At 65.3% G+C, this 20,736-nt stretch carries 20 protein-coding genes and 1 tRNA gene; 6 read left to right on the top strand and 15 right to left on the bottom strand.

Features of this window, described 5'->3' with window-relative positions; genetic code table 11:
* Positions 1–64: 64 nt before the first annotated feature.
* From WI26_RS13620 to rpoH, 6 genes are all read right to left on the bottom strand, one after another.
* Entirely contained in the window at positions 65–2,548 is a 2,484-nt protein-coding gene (locus WI26_RS13620) for a family 20 glycosylhydrolase (RefSeq protein ID WP_069226181.1), read from the bottom strand.
* Positions 2,549–3,104: 556 nt separating this feature from the next.
* Positions 3,105–3,227, bottom strand: a complete 123-nt coding sequence (cydX, locus tag WI26_RS13615; protein ID WP_069226180.1) for a cytochrome bd-I oxidase subunit CydX — start codon at positions 3,225–3,227, stop codon at positions 3,105–3,107.
* 55 nt (positions 3,228–3,282) lie between these two features.
* Complete coding sequence (gene cydB / locus WI26_RS13610) at positions 3,283–4,419, bottom strand: cytochrome d ubiquinol oxidase subunit II (RefSeq protein WP_059464469.1); 1,137 nt, start codon at positions 4,417–4,419, stop codon at positions 3,283–3,285.
* Between the two features lie 31 nt (positions 4,420–4,450).
* Entirely contained in the window at positions 4,451–6,031 is a 1,581-nt protein-coding gene (locus WI26_RS13605) for a cytochrome ubiquinol oxidase subunit I (RefSeq protein ID WP_069226179.1), read from the bottom strand.
* Entirely contained in the window at positions 6,021–6,299 is a 279-nt protein-coding gene (gene cydP / locus WI26_RS13600; RefSeq protein ID WP_069226178.1) for a cytochrome oxidase putative small subunit CydP, read from the bottom strand. The genes WI26_RS13605 and cydP overlap by 11 nt, the downstream gene beginning before the upstream one ends.
* 328 nt (positions 6,300–6,627) lie before the next feature.
* Positions 6,628–7,563 (bottom strand): RNA polymerase sigma factor RpoH, encoded by a 936-nt coding sequence (gene rpoH / locus WI26_RS13595; RefSeq protein WP_059464472.1) that lies wholly within the window; start codon positions 7,561–7,563, stop codon positions 6,628–6,630.
* Positions 7,564–7,924: 361 nt separating this feature from the next.
* Here rpoH and WI26_RS13590 point away from each other — a divergent pair, with 361 nt between their 5' ends.
* On the top strand, positions 7,925–8,494 hold the full coding sequence (locus WI26_RS13590) for an acyloxyacyl hydrolase (protein ID WP_059595630.1): 570 nt from the start codon (positions 7,925–7,927) through the stop codon (positions 8,492–8,494).
* A 45-nt stretch (positions 8,495–8,539) separates the two neighbouring features.
* Positions 8,540–8,923: a nuclear transport factor 2 family protein gene (locus WI26_RS13585; RefSeq protein ID WP_059464474.1), complete on the top strand. Its 384-nt coding sequence runs from the start codon at positions 8,540–8,542 to the stop codon at positions 8,921–8,923.
* A gap of 144 nt (positions 8,924–9,067) precedes the next feature.
* On the opposite strand, the gene leuA is transcribed toward WI26_RS13585, so the two are convergent.
* Entirely contained in the window at positions 9,068–10,714 is a 1,647-nt protein-coding gene (leuA, locus tag WI26_RS13580; RefSeq protein WP_069226177.1) for a 2-isopropylmalate synthase, read from the bottom strand.
* Positions 10,715–11,109: 395 nt separating this feature from the next.
* Positions 11,110–12,084, bottom strand: coding sequence for a DNA-binding protein YbiB (gene ybiB / locus WI26_RS13575; protein ID WP_059464476.1), 975 nt, complete (start codon positions 12,082–12,084; stop codon positions 11,110–11,112).
* 195 nt (positions 12,085–12,279) lie between these two features.
* Here ybiB and maiA point away from each other — a divergent pair, with 195 nt between their 5' ends.
* Entirely contained in the window at positions 12,280–12,924 is a 645-nt protein-coding gene (maiA, locus tag WI26_RS13570; RefSeq protein WP_059595633.1) for a maleylacetoacetate isomerase, read from the top strand.
* A 94-nt stretch (positions 12,925–13,018) separates the two neighbouring features.
* On the opposite strand, the gene ftsY is transcribed toward maiA, so the two are convergent.
* A complete protein-coding gene (ftsY, locus tag WI26_RS13565; protein WP_069226176.1) occupies positions 13,019–14,179 on the bottom strand; it encodes a signal recognition particle-docking protein FtsY in 1,161 nt (386 codons plus the stop codon).
* A gap of 201 nt (positions 14,180–14,380) precedes the next feature.
* On the opposite strand from ftsY, the gene rsmD reads away from it, so the two are divergent.
* The 3 genes from rsmD to WI26_RS13550 all read left to right on the top strand — a co-directional run bounded on the left by rsmD (position 14,381) and on the right by WI26_RS13550 (position 15,930).
* Positions 14,381–14,995: a 16S rRNA (guanine(966)-N(2))-methyltransferase RsmD gene (gene rsmD / locus WI26_RS13560; RefSeq protein ID WP_069226175.1), complete on the top strand. Its 615-nt coding sequence runs from the start codon at positions 14,381–14,383 to the stop codon at positions 14,993–14,995.
* 111 nt (positions 14,996–15,106) lie between these two features.
* On the top strand, positions 15,107–15,604 hold the full coding sequence (gene coaD, locus WI26_RS13555) for a pantetheine-phosphate adenylyltransferase (protein ID WP_059451465.1): 498 nt from the start codon (positions 15,107–15,109) through the stop codon (positions 15,602–15,604).
* 59 nt (positions 15,605–15,663) lie between these two features.
* Positions 15,664–15,930, top strand: a complete 267-nt coding sequence (locus tag WI26_RS13550) for a YfhL family 4Fe-4S dicluster ferredoxin (RefSeq protein ID WP_059598842.1) — start codon at positions 15,664–15,666, stop codon at positions 15,928–15,930.
* Positions 15,931–16,022: 92 nt separating this feature from the next.
* Here the strand turns inward: WI26_RS13550 and hisC are convergent, their stop codons facing one another.
* The 6 genes from hisC to ispE form a co-directional block, all read right to left on the bottom strand.
* On the bottom strand, positions 16,023–17,090 hold the full coding sequence (hisC, locus tag WI26_RS13545) for a histidinol-phosphate transaminase (RefSeq protein WP_069226174.1): 1,068 nt from the start codon (positions 17,088–17,090) through the stop codon (positions 16,023–16,025).
* Positions 17,091–17,220: 130 nt separating this feature from the next.
* The gene (gene pth, locus WI26_RS13540; protein WP_069226173.1) at positions 17,221–17,820 is read right to left on the bottom strand and encodes an aminoacyl-tRNA hydrolase; all 600 of its coding nucleotides are present in this window, start codon (positions 17,818–17,820) and stop codon (positions 17,221–17,223) included.
* Between the two features lie 119 nt (positions 17,821–17,939).
* The gene (locus WI26_RS13535; protein ID WP_059464503.1) at positions 17,940–18,548 is read right to left on the bottom strand and encodes a 50S ribosomal protein L25/general stress protein Ctc; all 609 of its coding nucleotides are present in this window, start codon (positions 18,546–18,548) and stop codon (positions 17,940–17,942) included.
* A 162-nt stretch (positions 18,549–18,710) separates the two neighbouring features.
* Positions 18,711–19,673 carry a ribose-phosphate pyrophosphokinase gene (locus WI26_RS13530; protein ID WP_040142028.1) on the bottom strand — a complete coding sequence of 321 codons (963 nt, stop codon included), beginning with the start codon at positions 19,671–19,673 and terminating at the stop codon, positions 18,711–18,713.
* 44 nt (positions 19,674–19,717) lie between these two features.
* Positions 19,718–19,794: transfer RNA gene (locus WI26_RS13525), tRNA-Gln, on the bottom strand.
* Positions 19,795–19,847: 53 nt separating this feature from the next.
* Positions 19,848–20,729: a 4-(cytidine 5'-diphospho)-2-C-methyl-D-erythritol kinase gene (gene ispE / locus WI26_RS13520; protein ID WP_069226172.1), complete on the bottom strand. Its 882-nt coding sequence runs from the start codon at positions 20,727–20,729 to the stop codon at positions 19,848–19,850.
* Positions 20,730–20,736 lie beyond the last annotated feature (7 nt).

The raw sequence follows: 20,736 nt of genomic DNA, 5'->3' as shown, positions 1-20,736 counted from the left end.
GCGGGTGTGCGTGCATTCGTCCGCAACGCGCACCGCTTGCGTGGATCGGCAACCGCTCAATCGTTCACGGGTTCGTCAACGTGAAGGTCGGCTTCCGGTAGCCGATGCCGGCCCGGTCGAGCTTCGGCAATTCGCGCTGCGTGAGCAGCGTCGCGAAGCCAGCCCAGTCGCGCTGCAGCGCGGCCAGGTCGACGTGATGCGTGTCGCCGCGCTTGAACCGCACGCCGGCCGCATACGGCAGCTCCCACTCGGCCCGGTGCCACGCGCGTTCGGCGAGCGCGAGCAGCCGCGGATAGACCATGTATTCGAGGAACGTGTCGTTGCGCATCACCTCGCCCCACGCTTGCCCCTGCATGCCTTCGATACGCGGCGCGGGGCCCGTGCCGGTCACCTCGAACGCGTTGCCGTCACGATCGCCCATCACTTCCGCGTTCTGCGGCAGGTTCTCGGGCGCGAACGAGAACACCTTGTACTCGTCCGTCGCGTGCGAGCCCCAGTAGTAGCCGCGCTCGCGCGGATTGAGCGTGTACGGGAAGTCGAAGTACAGGTAGTCGGGCAGCGCGAGCACCGTCAGGTAGCCCTTGCTGCTCAGGTCGCGCGCGCTGTCCGACGCGCCCCAGAAGATCGTGTCCCACAGCGACACCATCACGTGACGCGTGCTGAAGTCCTGCGGCCCGTTTGCATGCTTGATGCCGTCCTGCCACGCGGCCATCGTGTCGATCCCGTTCGCGGCGACCGCCGCGCTCACCTGTTTCGCGAAACGCGTCGGCAACTCGTCGGTCGACTTGATCTCGCCGCGCTGGAGCAGCGCCGTGCACGCGGGTGAACGCGCCCACGGCTTGTCCTGCGCGGCGACATCGATGCGCCCCTTGTTCGGGTCGGTGCCGTTCAGCGGCTGGAAGCCCGCGCCGAGGAAGATGTTCTTCGCTTCGTCGCCGCCGTAGTGCCAGGTATGCAGCGGCGCCTGCGCGTCCGCATGCATTGCCGCGATCTCGCGGATCACCTTCGACGCGAAATTGAGCGCGCCCGGCACGCACGGGTTCAGGTCGCTGCGCCGGTCGTAGAACTGCACCGTCGTCAGGTTCGTCGTGTCCTGCGGATCGAGCAGCCGGTAGGCGTTCGCTTCCTGCTCGCGGCCGGCCGCATGCAGCCGCCGGTAGCGCGCCTCCATCGTCACGACGGCCGCGCGCGCGTGTGCGGGCATGTCGATCTCGGGGATGATCGTGACGAACCGGGCAGCTGCGTAGCGAACGAGCGCCACGTAGTCGTCGCGCGTCAGATAGCCGCCGCCTGAGCGGTTGTCCGGCCCCGAGCCGAGTTGCGGCAGCAGGCAGCGCGTCTCGCTCGGATCGTGACAGCGGCGCGAGCCGATTTCGGTCAGCTCGGGCAGGCCGGGTATCTCGATGCGCCAGCCTTCGTCATCGGACAGATGCAGGTGCAGGCGATTCAGCTTGTACGCGCTCATCTGGTCGATCAGGCGGCGCAGCGTCGCCGTGTGCTTGAAGTTGCGCGCGAGGTCGACGTGCATTCCGCGATGCGTGAAGCGCGGCGCATCCTCGACGAGCATCGACGGGATCGGGCCGCCGCCAGCGGGCGCGAGCGAATAGAATGTCTGCACGCCGTAGTAGAGGCCCGCGCGATCGTAGCCTTCGATCAGCACGCCGCGCGGCCCGATTGCGAGCCGGTACCCGCCCGGCACCGCGATGTCGGCCGGCAGCCGGCGCGGTGCGACTGCGCCGCGGACCGGCACGCGCGCGCCATCGAGCCCGAGCGTCGCCGCACGTTCGCGCAGCGCCGCGACCTGCGCATCCGGCAGGTCCGGCAGCGCAAGCTCGACACCGCGCAGGTCCAGCGTGCCGGGCAGCGGCTGTTCGCGCTTCACGCTCGGCAGTGCGCGGCTCGCGTCGGGGCGTGCCGCCACGGGCGGCGCGTTGCCGGTCGAATTGTTCTGCGCGTCGGCCGGCAGCGATTCGACATAGCGGAGCTCGTCGTCGGTGTCGTTGTAGCGGAGCACGGCGGGCGGTGCGCCGTCGACGACGACATACGGGCGCGGAATCACGTCGCTGTAGCGCATCAGCCAGTATTCGGCGACGAACGGCAGTTCGATGCGTTCGCCGGGTGCAAGCCGCATCGAGCCCGGCTGCGGCGTCAGCTCGTACAGGTCGCCGGTGAGCCGCCGCAGCGCGAAGCCCGGGCGATCGATCCGCAGCAGCCGGCGGATGCTGTGCAGGTACAGCTTCCAGCCGCCGTCGGCGATCGTCTGATGACCGCGGTTCTGCAGGATCAGGCGGCCGGCCGCGCAGGCCGCCCCGTCGGCGCCGAGATCGGCGCACGGCACGCCGGCCGCGGCCGCGTGGTTGTTGTCGACGGCGACGCGCAGCGCGAGGCCGTTCGACAGCAGCGTCGCAAGGTCGGCTGGCTGCGTGGCCGGCCGGGCCGCGCCAGCGCTCGCTCCAGCGGACATCCGAGCAGGCTCGGCACAACTCGCTGCGGGTAGCAGAGCGGCGATCAGCAAGCCGGTCAACAGGGAAGGAAACGTGCTTTTCATTCGAACTCCTGAGAAAAAATGGGCGTAGCGGCGTCGTGGAAGCGACGTCGCTGCGATCGGGTCTTTCAATGGAGCTGCGGGAGATACCCGCGCACGGAGCGATGCGGCCGCACCGCGCGCATTCGGCACGCGGGGCGTGCGTTACGGAACGGGAGGCGGGCATGCGTGCCGATCGGATCGGCAGGGCGGCGTACGCGTGCTCATCGGCTGCGCACGGCAATCGGCGCGGCAACGATGCGGCCGCGGCAGGCCGCGCTCGACCGACCGCGCACGATCGCAACAGCGGTCGCTGCCGCACACGCGTGGCAATTCGGCGCGCGAGCGCGCACCACACAAGGGATTCGCATGTCTCCCCCACCAGATGAATTCGGCCTGTCGGCGACCGTGTCCAACGATCTTATGAAACCTTTGATTGGTATTCAAGTGGTATCAATCTGGCGCTAAATTGGCATCGAGGAATCGCGGGTGCGCCGATGGCAGGGACGAAAAAAAACCTCGCGTGATGCGAGGTTCGTTTCGGACGGCAGGGGCGGTGCGAGCCGCCTACCGCGCGCGGTCAGTCGCGGCGTACGCGCACCGGCGCTTCCTGCGGCTTCTGCCGTGCTTCGAGCCACATCGCGTTGACGATGCCGAACGACAGCGCGACGCCGATACCGAGAATCCAGCTGAAATACCACATGATCCGACTCCTTGTGAAACGGTGGGCGAGGGGCGCGTGGGCGCCCCGGCCGGGTTCAGTACATCGAGTGCTTGTTCTCTTCGAGCGATTGATGCGTGACCTTGCCGCGCATCACGCGATACACCCAGCCCGTATAGAGCAGGACGATCGGCAGGAACACGATCACCGCGAACAGCATCACCTGCAGCGTCATGTGGCTCGATGTCGAATCCCACACGGTCAGGCTGCTGCGCGGGTCGAGCGACGACGGCATGATGAACGGGAACATCGAGAAGCCCGCGGTCAGGATCACGCCGGCGATCATCAGGCCGGTGCAGAAGAACGCCGTCTTTTCCTGCTTCGAGCCGGCGAGCAGCAGCGCGAGCAGGCCGCCCGCGATCCCGACGACCGGTGCCGCCATCATCCACGGATACTCGCCGTAATTCGCGAGCCAGAGGCCCGAGCCGGCGGCGACGTCCTTGAGCAGCGGGTTCGCTACCGTGTCGGTCGGCGCGGCGTGCGTGATGTGGAAGCCGCCGATGGTCGACGCGATCAGCACGCCGGCCAGCACGAACAGCACGACCGCGAGGAGCGCCGACACGCGCAGCGCGATCGACGCGCGGCGTGCGATCACGCCGTCGGTCTTCATCTTGATGAACGCGGCGCCGTGCGCGACCAGCATCGTGAGGCTGACGAGCCCGCAGAGCAGCGCGAACGGGTTCAGCAGCGCCCAGAAGCCGCCGTAGTAGGTCACGCGCAGGTCGCTGTCGAACTTGAACGGCACGCCTTGCAGCAGGTTGCCGAACGCGACGCCGAACACCAGCGCCGGCACGAAGCCGCCGACGAACAGGCCCCAGTCCCAGCCTGCGCGCCAGCGCGGGTCGGGCCGCTTGCTGCGATAGTCGAAGCCGACCGGCCGGAAGAACAGCGCGAACAGCACGAGCAGCATCGCGAAGTAGAAGCCGGAGAACGATGCGGCATAGACGAGCGGCCAGGCGGCGAACATTGCGCCGCCGGCCGTGATCAGCCACACCTGGTTGCCTTCCCATGTCGCGCCGACCGTGTTGACGATGATGCGGCGTTCCTCGTCGGTCTTGCCGAGGAACGGCAGCAGCGCGGTCGCGCCCATGTCGAAGCCGTCGGTGACGGCGAAGCCGATCAGCAGCACGCCGACGAGCAGCCACCAGATCAGCTTGAGAGTTGCGTAGTCCATAGCGATTCCTTGTTCCGTTGCGGATGCGTGCTCAAACCGCGGCACGCTCGCTGGCTGCGGCGAGTTCGTGGTGATAGCGGCCGGTATGCAGCGACGACGGGCCGAGGCGCGCGTACTTGAACATCAGCTTGATTTCGATGACGAACAGCGCGGTATAGAACAGGACGAAGCCGGCGAGACTCAGGTACAGGTCGCTCGGCTGCAGGCTCGACGCGGACAGGTGCGTCGGCAGCACGCCGGCGATCGTCCACGGCTGGCGGCCGAGCTCGGCGACGATCCAGCCGAATTCGATCGCGATCCACGGCAGCGGGATCGCCCACAACGCATAGCGCAGGAACCAGCGGCGGTTGTCCTGCAGCAGTTCGCGGCGCGCGCAGAACCAGAACGCGGCAACGAACGTCGCGACGAACAGGAAGCCGAGGGCGACCATGATCCGGAACGAGAAGAACACGGGCGCGACCGGCGGGATCGTCTTCTTCGCGGCGGCCTTGATCTGGTCGGGCGTCGCGTCGGTCACGTTCGGCGTGAACTGCTTGAGCATCAGCCCGTAGCCGAGATACTGCTTGTGCTGGTCGAACAATGCGCGGGTCGCCTCGCTCGTGTCGCCCTGCTTGATCTTCTGCAGTGCGCCGTAGGCCACCATCCCGCTCTGGATATGCTCCTCGCTGTGCTTCGCGAGCTCGCGCAGGCCGATCACCGGTTCGTCGATCGAGCGCGTCGCGATCAGGCCGAGCGCGTACGGGATCTTGATCGCGTAGTCGGTGCGCTGCTCTTCCTGGTTCGGGATGCCGATCAGCGTGAACGATGCCGGTGCCGGCTGCGTTTCCCATTCGGACTCGATCGCGGCGAGCTTCATCTTCTGCACTTCGCCGGTCGTATAGCCCGATTCGTCGCCGAGCACGATCACGCAGAGCGTCGCCGCGAGGCCGAAGCCGGCCGCGACCGCGAACGAGCGCAGCGCGAAGTCGACGTCGCGTTTCTTCAGCAGATACCACGACGACACGCCGAGCACGAACATCGCCGCCGACACGTAGCCGGCCGATACCGTGTGCACGAACTTCACCTGGGCGACCGGGTTGAACAGCACGTCGAACAGGCTTGTCATCTCCATGCGCATCGTCTGGTAGTTGAACTCTGCGCCGACCGGATTGTTCATCCAGCCGTTCGCGACGAGGATCCAAAGCGCGGACAGGTTCGAGCCCAGCGCGACGAGGAACGTGACGATCAGGTGCTTGACCTTCGACAGTCGGTTCCAGCCGAAGAAGAACAGGCCGACGAACGTCGATTCGAGGAAGAACGCCATCAGGCCTTCGACCGCGAGCGGCACACCGAAGATGTCGCCGACGTAGTGCGAGTAGTACGACCAGTTCGTGCCGAACTGGAATTCGAGCGTGATGCCGGTCGTCACGCCCATCGCAAAGTTGATGCCGAACAACTTGCCCCAGAACTGGGTCATGTCCTTGTAGACCTGCTTGCCGGTCATCACGTAGACGGCTTCCATGATGACGAGCAGCCAGGACAGCCCGAGCGTCAGTGGCACGAACAGGAAGTGGTAGAGCGCCGTGATGCCGAACTGCAGACGTGACAGATCGACGACTTCGCTACTTATCATGGTGGTCTCCCTCGGTGGATGCAGGCGCCGGGACCGAGAGCAGCTTCTCGGCGACGGCGGCAGGCGGCAGCGACATGTGCTTAGCCTGCGGATGATTGAAGAATGCGTATTTGAGCGACATCAAGAGAATCAGCTTGACGATCAGCACCAGCGTGATGTCGCGGGCGAGGGTTGGTCCGCGGGCCCACGCTGCAATGCGCGCGCGCCAGCCGATCCTGCCGGCGGCCTGCGGGGGAGGCGGCACAGGCTCTTTATTGATCGAGATCAAGGCGATTATCCTGAATCGATTTACATCGGTTTTGGGGCGACTCTACGTCGGATTTATGACGGCAGTTAAGCTGTTTTAATCCTTTTAAGCCGACATGCCAATTTTAAAATGCCGGCTTTCCGATGCCGAGTGCTGCGCTGCGGCAGACCGTCGCGAAGCGCGTGTCGAAACTTGAGGCAGATCAAGGTTGTGCGGAAGGGGCCGGAATTCGCGCGATACCCGATCAATAAGGTCGATTAATAAGAGATGATCGAAGCCAAACGACAGACGAAAAAAAACCGCTGCCGGTCGGGCAGCGGTTTTGGGTGAAGCGCTCTAAATCGCGAAGTCAGGCGTACTCGGCGAGTGCCGTGCGCATCTTCTTCATGGCGCTCGCTTCGATCTGGCGGATGCGTTCCGCCGATACGCCGAACTCGGCCGCGAGATCGTGCAGCGTCGAGCCGCCCGAACCGTCGTCGTCGACGTTCAGCCAGCGCGCCTCGATGATCCGGCGGCTGCGCGCATCGAGCGCCTCGAGCGCCTGTGCAATGCCGTCCGTCTGCAGCATGTCGCGCTGACGCGCGGCGAGCACGGCGGTAGGCTCGTTGTGCGAATCGGCCAGGTAGGCGATCGGCGCGTACGACTCCTCGCCGTCTTCCACCTGGCCTTCGAGCGCGATGTCACCGCCCGACAGACGCGTTTCCATCTCGGTCACGTCTTCGCGCTTGACGTTGAGTTCCTGCGCGAGGCCGTCGATTTCCTCGGGCGTCATCGCCTGCATGCTCTTCTTGTGGCTGCGCAGGTTGAAGAACAGCTTGCGCTGCGCCTTCGTCGTCGCGACCTTCACCATCCGCCAGTTGCGCAGGATGTATTCGTGGATCTCGGCCTTGATCCAGTGGATCGCATACGACACCAGGCGCACATTTTGCGCCGGGTCGAAACGCTTCACAGCCTTCATCAGGCCGATGTTGCCTTCCTGGATCAGATCGCCGTGCGGCAGGCCGTAGCCAAGATAGTTGCGCGCGATCGACACGACCAGGCGCAGGTGCGACAGCACGAGGCGGCGTGCCGAGTCGAGGTTGTTGTCTTCGCGGAATTCGGTCGCGTACTGGCGTTCCTCTTCGGCGGTCAGGAGCGGGATCCGGTTGACGGCCTGGATATACGCGTCGATGTTGCCAAGCTGGCCCGGCAACATCGATTGAGTCGCGAGCGCCAGCGAGCCTGCCGATTCGGCCTTGGCCGGCGTCGGGCTCAGCGTGTTCGGAAGGGTCAGGGCGTGGCTCACTAAAAAACTCCTTTGGAATCAGGGACAAACCCTTGATCTCGGATGAGATTCCGGGGTCCATCTTAGCACTCCCGTAATCCGAGTGCTAATTCCTTAGAGGGGGCGCGGGCATCCAAGTTCCCCATGCTCTATCGAACTTGTCGAATCGATAGTCTAATTTGCGACAGGGCTGGCTGGAGGAAGTTCCGTAAGCTGTTGTTTCTGATAGTAATCGGTAGACGATTTCGATTTTTGTAGTTTTGGAAGCAAACAATTTCGCTTCGTGATGCCGATCCGAAAAGTCCTTTACCATACCATTCAGTTCGCTCGGGCCCGGCCGTTGCGGCAAGGCCCCATTCAACCCACAAAGTTGGAGTGTCTGATGAACAATAAGAAGAATTGCCGGTCCCGTAGTCGGCTGGCGCTGCATGCGCTGCTGGCGGCGTCGCTGCTGGGCGGATCGGGTGCCGCGTTCGCGGATCGATGGGGAATCCAGGCGGGCGGCGGGTTTTCGGATCGCCACGGGATCGACAAGGCCGATCTCGGCGTCGTGTGGGACCCGGGCTGGAACTGGTGGGAAATCGGCGGCTGGCACTTCGCGTTCGTGATGGAAGGCCACGCCAGCTACTGGCACACGGGCGGCAATGTTCACGGCAACATCGGCGAATTCGGTGCGACGCCGATGTTCCGCTTCATCAAGAGCGCCGGCCAGGTGCGTCCGTTCGTCGAGGCCGGTGCCGGCATCCGCTTCCTGACTTCCCCGACGATCTCCAACAAGCTGTCGCTGGCGACGTCGTTCCAGTTCGTGGACGTCGTCGGTGTCGGTGCCCAGTTCGGAGAACGGCAACAGTACCAGCTCGGCTACCGTTTTCAACATGTGTCTAACGCGGGTATCAAAGAGCCGAATCCTGGTATAAATTTCCACCAGTTCTACGTGCAGTACAACTTCTGATCCGCACGCCCGCGCACGGCGGGCGCGTTGCCGAGGAGTCAGGCGATGGCGAAGGTGGTCGATGCGATTCGCGCACTCGAGCGCGATCGGTTCCGGGCGATGGTCGACGGGGACGGCGAGGCGCTCGACGCGCAATTGTCGGACAAAGTGTTCTTCGTGCACACCAACGGCAAACGCGAAACCAAGCAGCAGTTCATCGACGCCATCGTCGCTGGCCGCCGTCGCTATCGCCAGATCGAAATCCAGTCGCAAGACCTGCTGCCCGTCGGCGACGCAACCTGCGTCGTCACCGGGCGCGCGCTGATCGAGATGGAAACGAACAACGGCGGGCTGGTATTTCCGATCGCCTATACCGCCGTCCATACCCATGAGCAGGGGCAGTGGCGCCTGCTGGCGTGGCAGGCGACGCGGTGCGCGACCGAGACATGAGCGCGCGTCGCGCTCCTTTTCATGTCCCGACCGAAGCGGCCTCCTGGGCCGCTTTTTTATTGCCCGTGCGGCGCGGATTGCGCGGCGCACGAGCGGTCACGCACCGCTCGCTGACGTTAGAACCGGGAAACGAAAACCTGCCGGTCAGGCCGCCGCACGGCGGTCGGCGCACTGCCAGGCCGAGCGGTTGATCGCGCTGACGACCGCATCGAGCGCGGCGCTCGCCGCGTCGGCATGCACTCCGACGCCGTGCCGCAGCGGCGCATCGCCGACCCGGCAGCCGACCGATACGGCGATTCGCCCATCCGTCGTGCGCGTGTGTTCGCACGAGGCGACGTCGATCGTCGCGCCGGCCGCCGTCGCGAAGGCCGCGGCGGTACGTTGCACGATGTCTTCGGGTGACGCACCGGTGGGCGGCGTGCCCGCGATGTCGCGGTTCTGCCAGCGTGCGGCGTCGCCGTGGCGCGCGGCCGGGCCGTCGGTCTCGAAGAATTCGCGGGCGAACAGCGCGCAGATCGCGTCGCCGGTCACTTCCTCACCGGATGCATCGGCGAGCGTCTGCACCGCGTGGCTGAATTCGATCTGCACGCGCCGCGTCGGCGTGAAGCCCATCCCGCGTTCGAGCAGGAACGTCGCGCCGCCCTTGCCGGACTGGCTGTTCACGCGAATGACCGCGTCATAGCTGCGGCCGAGGTCGGCCGGGTCGATGGGCAGGTACGGCACTTCCCACACCGCGTCGGGGCGCTGCTGCGCGAAGCCCTTGCGGATCGCATCCTGGTGCGAGCCCGAGAACGCGGTGAACACGAGGTCGCCCGCGTACGGATGGCGCGGATGCACCGGAATCTGGTTGCAGCGCTCGACCACGCGGCGCACCGCGTCGATGTCGGAGAAATCGAGGCCCGGATCGATGCCCTGCGTATAGAGATTCAGCGCGAGCGTGACGAGATCGACGTTGCCGGTGCGCTCGCCGTTGCCGAACAGACAGCCTTCGATGCGATCGGCGCCCGCGAGCAGTGCGAGTTCGGCGGCAGCGACCGCGGTGCCGCGATCGTTGTGCGGATGCACGGACAGCACGATGCTGTCACGATAGGCGAGGTTGCGGTCCATCCACTCGATCTGGTCGGCGAACACGTTCGGGCTCGCGGCCTCGACGGTCGCCGGCAGGTTGACGATCATCTTGTGATCGCGGGTCGGCCGCCACGCCTGTGCGACCGCATCGCACACTTCGCGCGCGAACGTCAGCTCGGTCATGCTGAAGGTTTCCGGCGAGTACTGGTAGGTCCAGTGCGTGTCCGGGCGGGCCGCCGCGTGTTCCTTGATGAGTCGCGTACCCTCGACGGCAAGCGCCTTCACGTCGTCCTTCGACATCCCGAACACGATGCGCCGGAACGACGGGCAGATCGCGTTATACAGGTGCACGATCGCGCGCGGCACGCCTTCGAGCGCATCAAAGGTGCGCGCGATCAGGTCTTCGCGCGACTGCACGAGCACTTCGATCGTCACGTCGTCGGGAATGCGCTTGTCGTCGATCAGCTTGCGGACGAAATCGAAGTCGGTTTGCGACGCCGACGGAAAACCGACTTCGATCTCCTTGAAACCGATCGCGACCAGCATGTCGAAGAATTCCAGCTTCTGTTCGATGCTCATCGGCTCGATCAGCGACTGGTTGCCGTCGCGCAGGTCGGTGCTCATCCAGACCGGCGCACGCTCGATGGTGCGGGTCGGCCAGCGGCGGCCATTGATGCGGACGGGTTCGAACGGACGGTACTTGTCTTGCGGGTTGCGCTTCATCTTCTGGACCTCGGGTCTCAAGTCGCGAGCGAAGACGGGCGGCATGGGCGACGGGTGGCGCTGCCTCGCACCGTGGCGCGGCAAACGCGCTGCGGATGCGGATGATCTTCGCGAATCGGCCGACGGATAGACGGACGAATGCTGACGACTTCGGGTTGCAAAAACTGCGAGAAGGGTGCTGCGAGGAACTGCTGGGAGGGACCGTGCGGACAGCACACGGCGCTAAGACAGCCTTAGGCTAGTCGTAGCGATAGCGACCGCGCTAGGCGGCCGGAGGTAATTCGGAGGGTGTTCGGAAAGGAACGCATGGCGACAACTCTATGCCAGGATGCGTGCGCGTGTCAAATGGTCGGTTCAAAGCCCGACGCGGCAGCGTGCCGGGCCGGGATGCACGATCACGGTGCGAGCCGGGCGATCCGCACGATCGTCGCGACCTGCCGCGCAAGCGTGTCGGGTACTGGAATTTCACCGCGCAGCACGGCATCCGTCCACGCGGCTGTGGTTGCCGCGTCGCGCGATTCGGGCAGCGCGACGGGCGGCGCGTCGCTCGACGAGCGCTCGGGCTCGATCAGCGTGTCGCACACGCCGTCGTGCAGCCAGTCGACCTGCACCTGGCGCCGCGTGTCGGCCACCGCTTCGCCTTCGGTGCCGCGCGCGAGCAGCGCGCCGCCGAGTGCGGCGTCCGGATGATCGCGGAACAGTTGCGCGAGGCTGTCGCGGTACGGCGGATGCGTGTAGTTGACGAGCCGCAGCCCGGCCGGCGCGAACGGTTGCAGGATCTTCACGAGCGTGTGCGTCGAGTTGCGCACGCCGAGCACGCCGCGCAGCGACAGCAGACGCGCGATGCGCGGCGCCAGCGCATCGATGGGCGCGAACGCGACGCGGCGTTCCGCGAGCGTGTCCTCGATCGCGTCGTGCGATGTCGACGGCGCGATCGACAGCGCAGAGAAGATCTCCGCGCTCGTCACGCGGCCCGGATCGCGCTCGACGCCGTGCACGAGCACCGGCACGCCTTCACGCGCGAGAAGCAACGCGAGCAGCGGCACCAGGTTCGGCTGCTTGCGCGCGCCGTTGTAGCTCGGGATCGACACCGGGCGGAATGCGGCGTCCTGCACGTGCACGGGTTCGAACGACGCCTGTGCGGCGGCGAGCATCGCGGCCAGTTCGTCGGCGCTTTCACCCTTCAGCCGATAGGCGATCAGGATCGCGCCGAGTTCGACGTCCGACACGCGCGCGTCGAGCATCGCGCGATAGAGCTCGAACGTGTCTTCGGCGGACAGCGCGCGTGCGCCGTGCGGGCCGCGGCCGATTTCCTTGATGAAGCGGGCGCAAGGGAACGGCGAGGCTGCGGAGTCGTGGGGAGCGGTCATCGGGGCGTGGGGCGGGCGGGCGGCATCGGGTCGCGCGGTGAGCGGTGAGGAATGCCCCGAGTATCGCACGGGCGCGGCTCGCCAAAGTAAGCCGCGCGCGCCGACGCGGCGCGGCGCGCTAAACTCGGGTTCCCGGCGGGGCCGCGTGCGCCGCGCACGCCGATGCCGACCGAATACGACACAGAGAGACATCCCATGAAGCTCTACAGCTATTTCCGCAGTTCCGCGTCGTACCGCGTGCGGATCGCCCTGAACCTGAAGCAGCTACCGTACGACACGGTTCCCGTGCACATGCTGCGCGACGGCGGCGAGCAATTGAAGGACGCCTACCGCGCGGTGAATCCGGATGCGGTCGTGCCGTCGCTGATCGACGGCGACGCCACGCTGCAGCAATCGCTCGCGATCATCGAATATCTCGAGGAAACGCATCCCGAACCGGCACTGTTGCCGACGCAGCCGGTCGACCGCGCATACGTGCGGGCGATCGCGCTGCAGATCGCGTGCGAGATCCATCCGCTCAACAACCTGCGCGTGCTCAAATACCTGAAGCACACGCTGAAGGTGTCCGAGGAAGCGAAGAACGACTGGTACAGGCACTGGATCGAGGCAGGTTTCGCATCGCTCGAGACGCGCCTCGCGAACGATCCGCGCACCGGCAAGCTGTGCTTCGGCGACACGCCGACGCTCGCCGATATCTGCATCGTGCCGCAGGTGTTCAACGCGAACCGTTTCTCGATCGACACGACGCGCTTTCCGACGATCCAGCGGATCGCCGATCATGCGTCGACGCTCGACGCGTTCAAGGCCGCCGAGCCCGGCGTGCAGCCCGATGCCGAATGACGTCGTGTCGCAGGCAGCCGCCGGCTGACGGCTTCCGGACACGCATGAAAAAGGGCGCCAGAAGGCGCCCCGTTGCGGTGCGGGCCGGCTGCGTTCAGCCGAGCAGCGCGTCCGCGAATTCCACTGCGCTGAACGGCTGCAGGTCCTCGACCTTCTCGCCGACGCCGATGAAGTAGACGGGCACCGGGCGCTGCCGCGCGATCGCGGCGAGAATGCCGCCCTTCGCAGTGCCGTCGAGCTTCGTGACGATCAGGCCCGTGAGGCCGAGCGCATCGTCGAATGCCTTCACCTGCGTGAGCGCGTTCTGGCCCGTGTTCGCGTCGATCACGAGCAGCACCTCATGCGGTGCGCCATCGTGCGCCTTCGAGATCACGCGTTTCACCTTCTTCAGCTCTTCCATCAGGTGCAGCTGCGTCGGCAGGCGGCCGGCGGTGTCGGCCATCATCACGTCGATCCTGCGCGCGCGCGCGGCGCTGACCGCATCGAAGATCACCGCGGCCGGGTCGCCGCTTTCCTGCTGGACGACCGTCACGTTGTTGCGCTCACCCCAGACGGCCAACTGTTCGCGCGCGGCCGCGCGGAACGTGTCGCCCGCGGCCAGCAGCACCGACTGGTCGAAGCTTTGCAGGTGCTTCGCGAGCTTGCCGATGCTGGTGGTCTTGCCCGCGCCGTTCACACCCGTGATCATCATCACGAGCGGCTGCGCGCGGCCAAGCATCAGCGATTTCTCGAGCGGCTTCAGCAGCTCGACGAGCAGGTCGTGCAGCGCGCCCTTTACCTGCTGCGGATCGGTCAGCCGGCCCGCGCGCACCTTCTCGCGCAGCGCGCCGAGCAGGTACTCGGTCGCATCGACACCGGCGTCGGACATCAGCAGCGCGGTTTCGAGCTCCTCGTACAGATCCTCGTCGATCTTCGTATTGACGAACACGCCGGTGATGCTCGAGCCCGTCTTCGCGAGCCCGGACTTCAGGCGCGCGAGCCACGATTTCTTCGCGGCGGCGTCCTGCGTCGGCGGCGGGACGATCTCGACCGCTTCGACGACTTCGTCGCTGCCGTCGTTGGTCGGCGTGACCGTCATCACGACGGCCGGCGCGGCCGGCTGCGGTTGCGCGGGGGCTTGCGGCGCTTCCATCGCCTGGCGCGCGTCGGCGGCGGGCGCGGCGGACGGTTCGTCCGGTTGCGGCGCATCGATCGATTTCGATTCCGCGGAGTCGGGCTCCTGCGTTTTCTTGAATCGTTTGAAGAAGCTGAACATGGTCTGACGTCGGGAAGAGGGCGGGCGCCGCCAGGGCGGAGCGCCGAAGGGGCCGTCGTGCGTGCGCACGGCGGCCGAAACCGTGCATTTTATCAGTGCGGCGACGCACTCGCGTCAGCCGGTGCCGCCGCTGTGGTAACGTGCGCCTGTTTGGCGGTGCGCCCTCCTGCGCACCCGGTCCCCCCGTTGTCGATATTCCGTATGTCCCGTTCCTCTTCCGGCCGCCCGACGGCCACCCCTGGCCGCGGCAAGCCGCACACGATCCGCATCATCGGCGGTGACTGGAAGCGCACGCCGCTCGCCGTGCTCGATCTCGACGGCCTGCGGCCGACGCCCGATCGCGTACGCGAGACGCTGTTCAACTGGCTCGGCCAGGATCTCGACGGCCGGCGCTGCCTCGACCTGTTCGCGGGCACCGGCGCGCTCGGTTTCGAGGCCGCGTCGCGCGGCGCGACGAGCGTCGTGATGGTCGAGCGCCACCCGCGCGCGGCGCAGCAACTGCGCGCGATCAAGGACAAGCTCGGCGCACGCGCGGTCGAGGTCGCGGAAGCCGACGCGCTGCGGCTCGCAGCCGGGCTGACCCCGGGCGCGTTCGACGTCGTGTTCCTGGATCCGCCGTTTGGTGAGCCGGCCGTGCTCGATCGCGCGATCGAGCTGGCAGCGCCGCTCGTCGCGCCGGATGGCGCGCTGTACGTCGAGACGGGCGCGGAGCTCGACCCGGCCGCGCACGAAGCGCTGGCCGGTTGGCAGGTGGTGAAGCACGGCAAGGCGGGTGCGGTTCACTATCATTTGCTGCGGCGCGAAAATGATGAATAATGCGCGTTCCATACGAGGCGGCGCGCCGCAAAGGCGACGCATGCCCATCTCGGCAGCGGCGTGTGCATCGCACGGCTGCCACCCCGTTTGCGTGATGACAGGAGGAGCGACATGGTAGTCGCCGTGTATCCCGGTACGTTCGATCCGCTGACGCGCGGGCACGAAGACCTCGTGCGGCGTGCGTCGAGCATTTTTGATACGCTGGTGGTCGGTGTGGCCGACAGCCGCGCGAAGAAGCCGTTTTTCTCGCTGGAAGAACGTCTGAAGATTGCGAACGAGGTGCTCGGCCATTATCCGAACGTAAAGGTGATGGGTTTCAAGGGCCTGTTGAAGGACTTCGTCCGCACCAACGACGCGCGCGTGATCGTGCGCGGCCTGCGTGCCGTGTCCGATTTCGAATATGAGTTCCAGATGGCGGGGATGAATCGCTATCTGCTGCCCGACGTCGAGACGATGTTCATGACACCGTCCGACCAGTATCAGTTCATTTCGGGGACGATCGTGCGCGAAATCGCGCAGTTGGGCGGCGATGTCAGCAAGTTCGTGTTCCCGTCCGTCGAGAAGTGGCTGACCGAGAAAGTCGCCGCGATGGGAGGCCCGGCCGCGTGACGCGGCGTCGGCCGGTTGCGTTGCGAAGCCGGCCGATGGCCTGAAGAAGTGAGATCAGTATGTCTTTGATGATTACCGACGAGTGCATCAATTGCGACGTGTGCGAGCCCGAGTGCCCGAACGGCGCGATTTCGATGGGCCCGGATATCTACGTGATCGACCCGAACAAGTGCACCGAGTGCGTCGGCCATTTCGACGAGCCGCAGTGCCAGCAGGTGTGTCCGGTCGAATGCATTCCGCGCGATCCGCAGCATGAAGAATCGCACGCGCAGTTGATGGCGAAGTATCACGCGTTGACCGCCGCGAAGGGCGACGACGCGCAGTGACCGTTCGGTGTCGCGCGTGTATCGCCGCGACATCACGAATTGCCCGGCCGGCGCCGCGTGGCGCCGGTTCCACTTCACCTTCCCCCTTTGCTTCAGCCGATCAGGTCGCGCAATGCCGCGACGAGCGCGTCGCATTCGGCGTCGGTGCCGACGGTGATGCGCAAATGCTGATCGATGCGCGGCGCCCGGAAGTGCCGTACGAAAATTTCCCGATCCTTCAGCTTTGCCGCGATCGTGCCCGCATCGTGCGCGGGATGGCGCGCGAACACGAAGTTCGCGGCCGACGGCACGACGTCGAAACCGAGTGACTCGAGCGCGTGCATGAGCCGCGTACGGCTGTCGATCACGCGCCGGCAGGTTGCATCGAAGTAGTCGGCGTCTTCGTATGCCGCCTGCGCGGCGACCTGCGCGAGCCGGTCGAGCGGATAGGAATTGAAGCTGTCCTTCACGCGATTCAAGGCATCGATCAACGCCGAATCACCAAACGCGAAGCCGACGCGCATGCCCGCCAGCGAGCGCGCCTTCGACGTCGTGTGCACGACGAGCAGGTTCGGATAGCGGTCGATCAGCGTGATCGCGGATTGCGCGCCGAAATCGACGTACGCCTCGTCGATCAACACGACCGACGACGGGTTTGCGGCCGCGATGCGTTCGATGTCCGCGAGCGGCAGCGCGCGCCCGGTCGGCGCGTTCGGGTTCGGAAACAGCACGCCGCCGGCATCGTCGAGATAGTCTTCGACCCGGATCGAGAAGTCGTCCGCGAGCGGCACGACCGCGGTGTCTACGCCGTACAGGCGCGCGTAGGTCGGGTAGAAGCTGTACGAGATGTCGGGAAAGCGCAGCGGCCGGTCATGTTTGAGCAGTGCCTGGAATGCGTGCGCGAGCACCTCGTCGGAGCCGTTGCCGACGAAGACCTGTTCGGGCTTGATGCGATGATGGGCCGCGACCGTCTCGCGCAGTGCGCGCGCGAGCGGGTCGGGATAGCGGCGCAGCGTGTCGCCGGTGTCGCCGAGTTCGCGTGTGATCGCCGCGACGACACGCGGCGAAGGCGGATAGGGATTCTCGTTGGTGTTCAGCTTGACGGGATGTGCGAGCGCGGGCTGTTCGCCCGGCACGTAAGGCACGAGTTGCTGAACGACGTCGCTCCAGTAACGGCTCACCGCTTGGCTCCTGACGGGCAAAAGCGACCAGATTACCGCATGTGGACGTTGCGGTGCGCGATTGCGCACGACGCAGACGCCGCCCGGCGTCGCCGGACGGCACGTTGCACCATGCCGGTGCGGTGCGGATTCAGTTGCGATGCAGCTGCATCGTCGCGCGGTCGAGTTCGCCCTTGACGACCATCGGCATCACGGCGAGCGCGCGCTCGATCGATGCGTCGATCACGTCCTGCTCCTCGCGGCGCGGCGGCTTCAGCACGAAGTTCGCGACGTCGGGCTTCGCACCGGCGCGCGCGCCTTCCGGGATCAGGTCGCGCGGATGGCCGATGCCGATGCGCAGGCGCCAATACTGCTGCGACGCCAGATGCGCGGTGATGTCCTTCAGGCCGTTGTGGCCGCCGCTGCCACCGCCGAGCTTCAGCTTCACCGTGCCGGGCGGCAGATCGAGTTCGTCGTGTGCGACGAGGATCTGGTCGGGCAGGATCTTGAAGAAACTCGCGAGCGCGACGACCGACTGGCCGGAGCGGTTCATGTAGGTTTGCGGCTCGAGCAGGTGGACTTCCTCGCCGTGCAGGCGCGCTTTCGCGTAGAAGCCATGGAAGCGGCGCTCGTCGCGCAGCGTCGCGCCGGCTTCGCGGGCGAGCTGGTCGATCAGCCAGAAGCCGGCGTTGTGGCGCGTCGCGGTGTATTCCGCCCCGGGATTGCCGAGGCCGACGATCAGTTTGATCATGACGTTTCGTAGGCGGCAGCGCCCGCCTGGGCGCAAAAAAGAAAAACCCGCCGGGCAAGCCGCGGCGGGTTGGGTCGACCGTTTCTTGAAACGGATCGAACGGGCGCGTAGGCGGCCGCTTAGGCAGCCGGCGTTTCGCCTTCGCCTGCTGCGTCCGACACGGCGCCAGCCGGGACCGTCGCCGATGCGACAACCGGGTTTTCCGCGTCGACGTGCGCGACCAGCGTCACGCCCTTCGGCAGTGCGATGTCCTTCGCGTGCAGCGACTGACCTGCTTCGATCTTCGACAGATCGACTTCGAGGAACTCCGGCAGAGCCGACGGCAGGCACTCGACTTCGATTTCCGTCGTGACGTGCGAGACGACTGCGCTCGACAGCTTCACTGCCGGGCTGACTTCAGCGTTCAGGAAGTGCAGCGGCACCTTCGTGTGCAGCTTCTTCTTCGCGTCGACGCGCTGGAAGTCCACGTGCAGCACGAGTTGCTTGAACGGGTGGTATTGCACGTCGCGCAGCAGAACCTGTTGCGACTGGCCAGCGATTTCCAGGTCGAGGATCGACGAGTGGAAGGCTTCCTTCTTCAGTGCATGCCACAGCGCGTTGTGATCCAGTTCGATCTTTTGCGGGGCTGCTTCGCCACCGTAGACGATACCCGTGGTCTTACCGGCGTTGCGCAGGCGGCGGCTCGCACCCGTACCTTGCTGTTGGCGCTCGAAAGCGACGACTTTCATGTGATTCTCCATTAGCTGCCCGCGACCAGGCAGTAAAACGGGGCCGGCGAAATGGCGGCCCCCGATGAAACGGACGGGGTTTCGTCTATCCCGTCCGATTGTGCAAAAAGCGAAGCGTTGCCGCTTCGCTTTCCGCGCATGCTATATCGTGTCGTTCCGCGATCAGGATTCCGCGAACAGCGACATCACCGAATCGCCGCGGCGAATGCGCGAGAACGTTTCGGCCAGCAGGCTCGCGCTCGTCAGCGAGCGGATCTTCGAGCAGGCCAGCGATTCGGCCGACAGCGGGATCGTATCGGTGACGACCAGCTCGTCGAGTGCCGACGCGGCGATACGCTCGGCGGCGCCGCCCGACAGAACCGGGTGCGTCGCGTACGCGAACACCTGCTTCGCACCGCGATCCTTCAGCACTTGCGCTGCCTTGCAGAGCGTGCCGGCCGTATCGACCATGTCGTCCATGATCACGCAGGTGCGGCCTTCGACTTCACCGATGATGTTCATCACTTCGGCGACGTTCGCCTTCGGGCGACGCTTGTCGATGATCGCGAGATCGCAGTTGAGCTGCTTCGCAAGTGCCCGGGCACGGACCACGCCGCCGACGTCCGGCGACACGACGAGCAGATCCGAGTAGTTCTGCTTGCGCAGGTCGCCCAGCAGGATCGGCGTTGCGTAGATGTTGTCGACCGGGATGTCGAAGAAGCCTTGAATCTGGTCGGCGTGCAGATCCATCGTGATGATCCGCTCGACGCCGGCGATTTCCAGCATGTTCGCGATGACCTTCGCCGAGATCGCGACGCGCGCCGAACGCGGGCGACGGTCCTGGCGGGCATAGCCGAAGTAGGGGATGGCAGCAGTGATCCGGCCGGCGGACGCGCGCTTGAGCGCGTCGACCATGATCATCAGTTCCATCAGGTTGTCGTTCGTCGGCGCGCACGTGGATTGCAGGACGAAGACGTCCTTGCCGCGCACGTTTTCCTGGATCTCGACCTGGATCTCGCCGTCGGAGAAACGGCTGACCATTGCTTTGCCGAGGGGGATTCCAAGGATATTGACGACTTCCTGGGCGAGCGCGGGATTCGCGTTGCCAGTAAAGACCATCAAGCCATCATGGCTGTGGCTGCTCATCGTGCACCTGCTTCAGGCTTAGGCGGGAAATGCGGGAAAATTTTTGGCAGGGGAGGAAGGACTCGAACCCTCGCATGCCGGAATCAAAATCCGGTGCCTTGACCAACTTGGCGACTCCCCTACACTCAACTGATAACTTTACCGGACTCGTAGGCCATCCGATAAAGCAAAACTTCATGACGCGAAAGCGAAGAGCGGATGCTCGTTCAGGCTCTCGGCAACTGCACCGTTCCAACCGGTGGGCAGCTTGGCTTGCGCCGCTTCTGCCTCGTGCCTGCTATGAAACGCTGCAAACACGCTTGCTCCGGAGCCGGTCATCCTCGCGGGGGTCATATTATACAACCATTTGACCACCTGCGCAACTTCCGCGTACTTACTTGTCACAACTTGCTGCATGTCGTTTCGGCCGAAGCTGTCTGGCCATCCCGCATCGCTGCTTTGCTGTGCAAGAAAGTCCGTAATTGTGACTCGCTTCGTATCTCTTGTCAACAACTCGTCTGAAAAAATTTCAGCGGTGGGGACATGAACTCGCGGCGTCACGACCAAGAACCAGCGAGTCGGCAATTCTACCTCAGCTAATTCTTCTCCGATACCCTCGGCGAATGCATTTTTTCCAAAAACAAAAAACGGGACGTCCGCGCCGAGTTTCACTGCGAGCGACTGCAGTTCCGCGCGCGGCAGATCGAGTTGCCACAGACGATTCAGCGCGAGCAGCGTCGTCGCCGCGTCGGAGCTGCCGCCGCCGAGGCCCGCGCCCATCGGCAGGCGCTTGTCGATCTCGATGTCGACGCCGGCCGTGGTGCCCGTGTGCGTTTTCAACAGGTTGGCCGCGCGCACGACGAGATCGCTTTCCTCGGGCACGCCCGGCACGTCTGTGACGCGTGCGACGCGACCGTCGTCGCGCAGCGTGAAGTGCAGCGTATCGCCCCAGTTCAGCAGCTGGAACACGCTCTGCAGATCGTGATAGCCGTTCGGTCGACGGCCGGTGATGTGCAGGAACAGGTTGAGTTTCGCGGGCGCAAGGCAGTTGCGCAGCGAGCGGGTCGAATCGGTCATGCGTATG

Source organism: Burkholderia diffusa, from assembly GCF_001718315.1.
Classification (GTDB): Bacteria; Pseudomonadota; Gammaproteobacteria; order Burkholderiales; family Burkholderiaceae; genus Burkholderia; species Burkholderia diffusa_B.
Note: the sequence above shows the minus strand (reverse complement) of the source record. Positions and strands in the feature narration are given on the sequence as shown.

What these genes read in the sequence shown, in the direction of transcription:
- WI26_RS13620 (WP_069226181.1), bottom strand. Translation starts at nt 2,548, where the DNA reads ATGAAAAGCACGTTTCCTTCCCTGTTGACCGGCTTGCTGATCGCCGCT.
- cydX (WP_069226180.1), bottom strand. Translation starts at nt 3,227, where the DNA reads ATGTGGTATTTCAGCTGGATTCTCGGTATCGGCGTCGCGCTGTCGTTC.
- cydB (WP_059464469.1), bottom strand. Translation starts at nt 4,419, where the DNA reads ATGGACTACGCAACTCTCAAGCTGATCTGGTGGCTGCTCGTCGGCGTG.
- WI26_RS13605 (WP_069226179.1), bottom strand. Translation starts at nt 6,031, where the DNA reads ATGATAAGTAGCGAAGTCGTCGATCTGTCACGTCTGCAGTTCGGCATC.
- WI26_RS13590 (WP_059595630.1), top strand. Translation starts at nt 7,925, where the DNA reads ATGAACAATAAGAAGAATTGCCGGTCCCGTAGTCGGCTGGCGCTGCAT.
- WI26_RS13585 (WP_059464474.1), top strand. Translation starts at nt 8,540, where the DNA reads ATGGCGAAGGTGGTCGATGCGATTCGCGCACTCGAGCGCGATCGGTTC.
- leuA (WP_069226177.1), bottom strand. Translation starts at nt 10,714, where the DNA reads ATGAAGCGCAACCCGCAAGACAAGTACCGTCCGTTCGAACCCGTCCGC.
- ybiB (WP_059464476.1), bottom strand. Translation starts at nt 12,084, where the DNA reads ATGACCGCTCCCCACGACTCCGCAGCCTCGCCGTTCCCTTGCGCCCGC.
- maiA (WP_059595633.1), top strand. Translation starts at nt 12,280, where the DNA reads ATGAAGCTCTACAGCTATTTCCGCAGTTCCGCGTCGTACCGCGTGCGG.
- ftsY (WP_069226176.1), bottom strand. Translation starts at nt 14,179, where the DNA reads ATGTTCAGCTTCTTCAAACGATTCAAGAAAACGCAGGAGCCCGACTCC.
- rsmD (WP_069226175.1), top strand. Translation starts at nt 14,381, where the DNA reads ATGTCCCGTTCCTCTTCCGGCCGCCCGACGGCCACCCCTGGCCGCGGC.
- coaD (WP_059451465.1), top strand. Translation starts at nt 15,107, where the DNA reads ATGGTAGTCGCCGTGTATCCCGGTACGTTCGATCCGCTGACGCGCGGG.
- WI26_RS13550 (WP_059598842.1), top strand. Translation starts at nt 15,664, where the DNA reads ATGTCTTTGATGATTACCGACGAGTGCATCAATTGCGACGTGTGCGAG.
- pth (WP_069226173.1), bottom strand. Translation starts at nt 17,820, where the DNA reads ATGATCAAACTGATCGTCGGCCTCGGCAATCCCGGGGCGGAATACACC.
- WI26_RS13535 (WP_059464503.1), bottom strand. Translation starts at nt 18,548, where the DNA reads ATGAAAGTCGTCGCTTTCGAGCGCCAACAGCAAGGTACGGGTGCGAGC.
- WI26_RS13530 (WP_040142028.1), bottom strand. Translation starts at nt 19,673, where the DNA reads ATGAGCAGCCACAGCCATGATGGCTTGATGGTCTTTACTGGCAACGCG.
- ispE (WP_069226172.1), bottom strand. Translation starts at nt 20,729, where the DNA reads ATGACCGATTCGACCCGCTCGCTGCGCAACTGCCTTGCGCCCGCGAAA.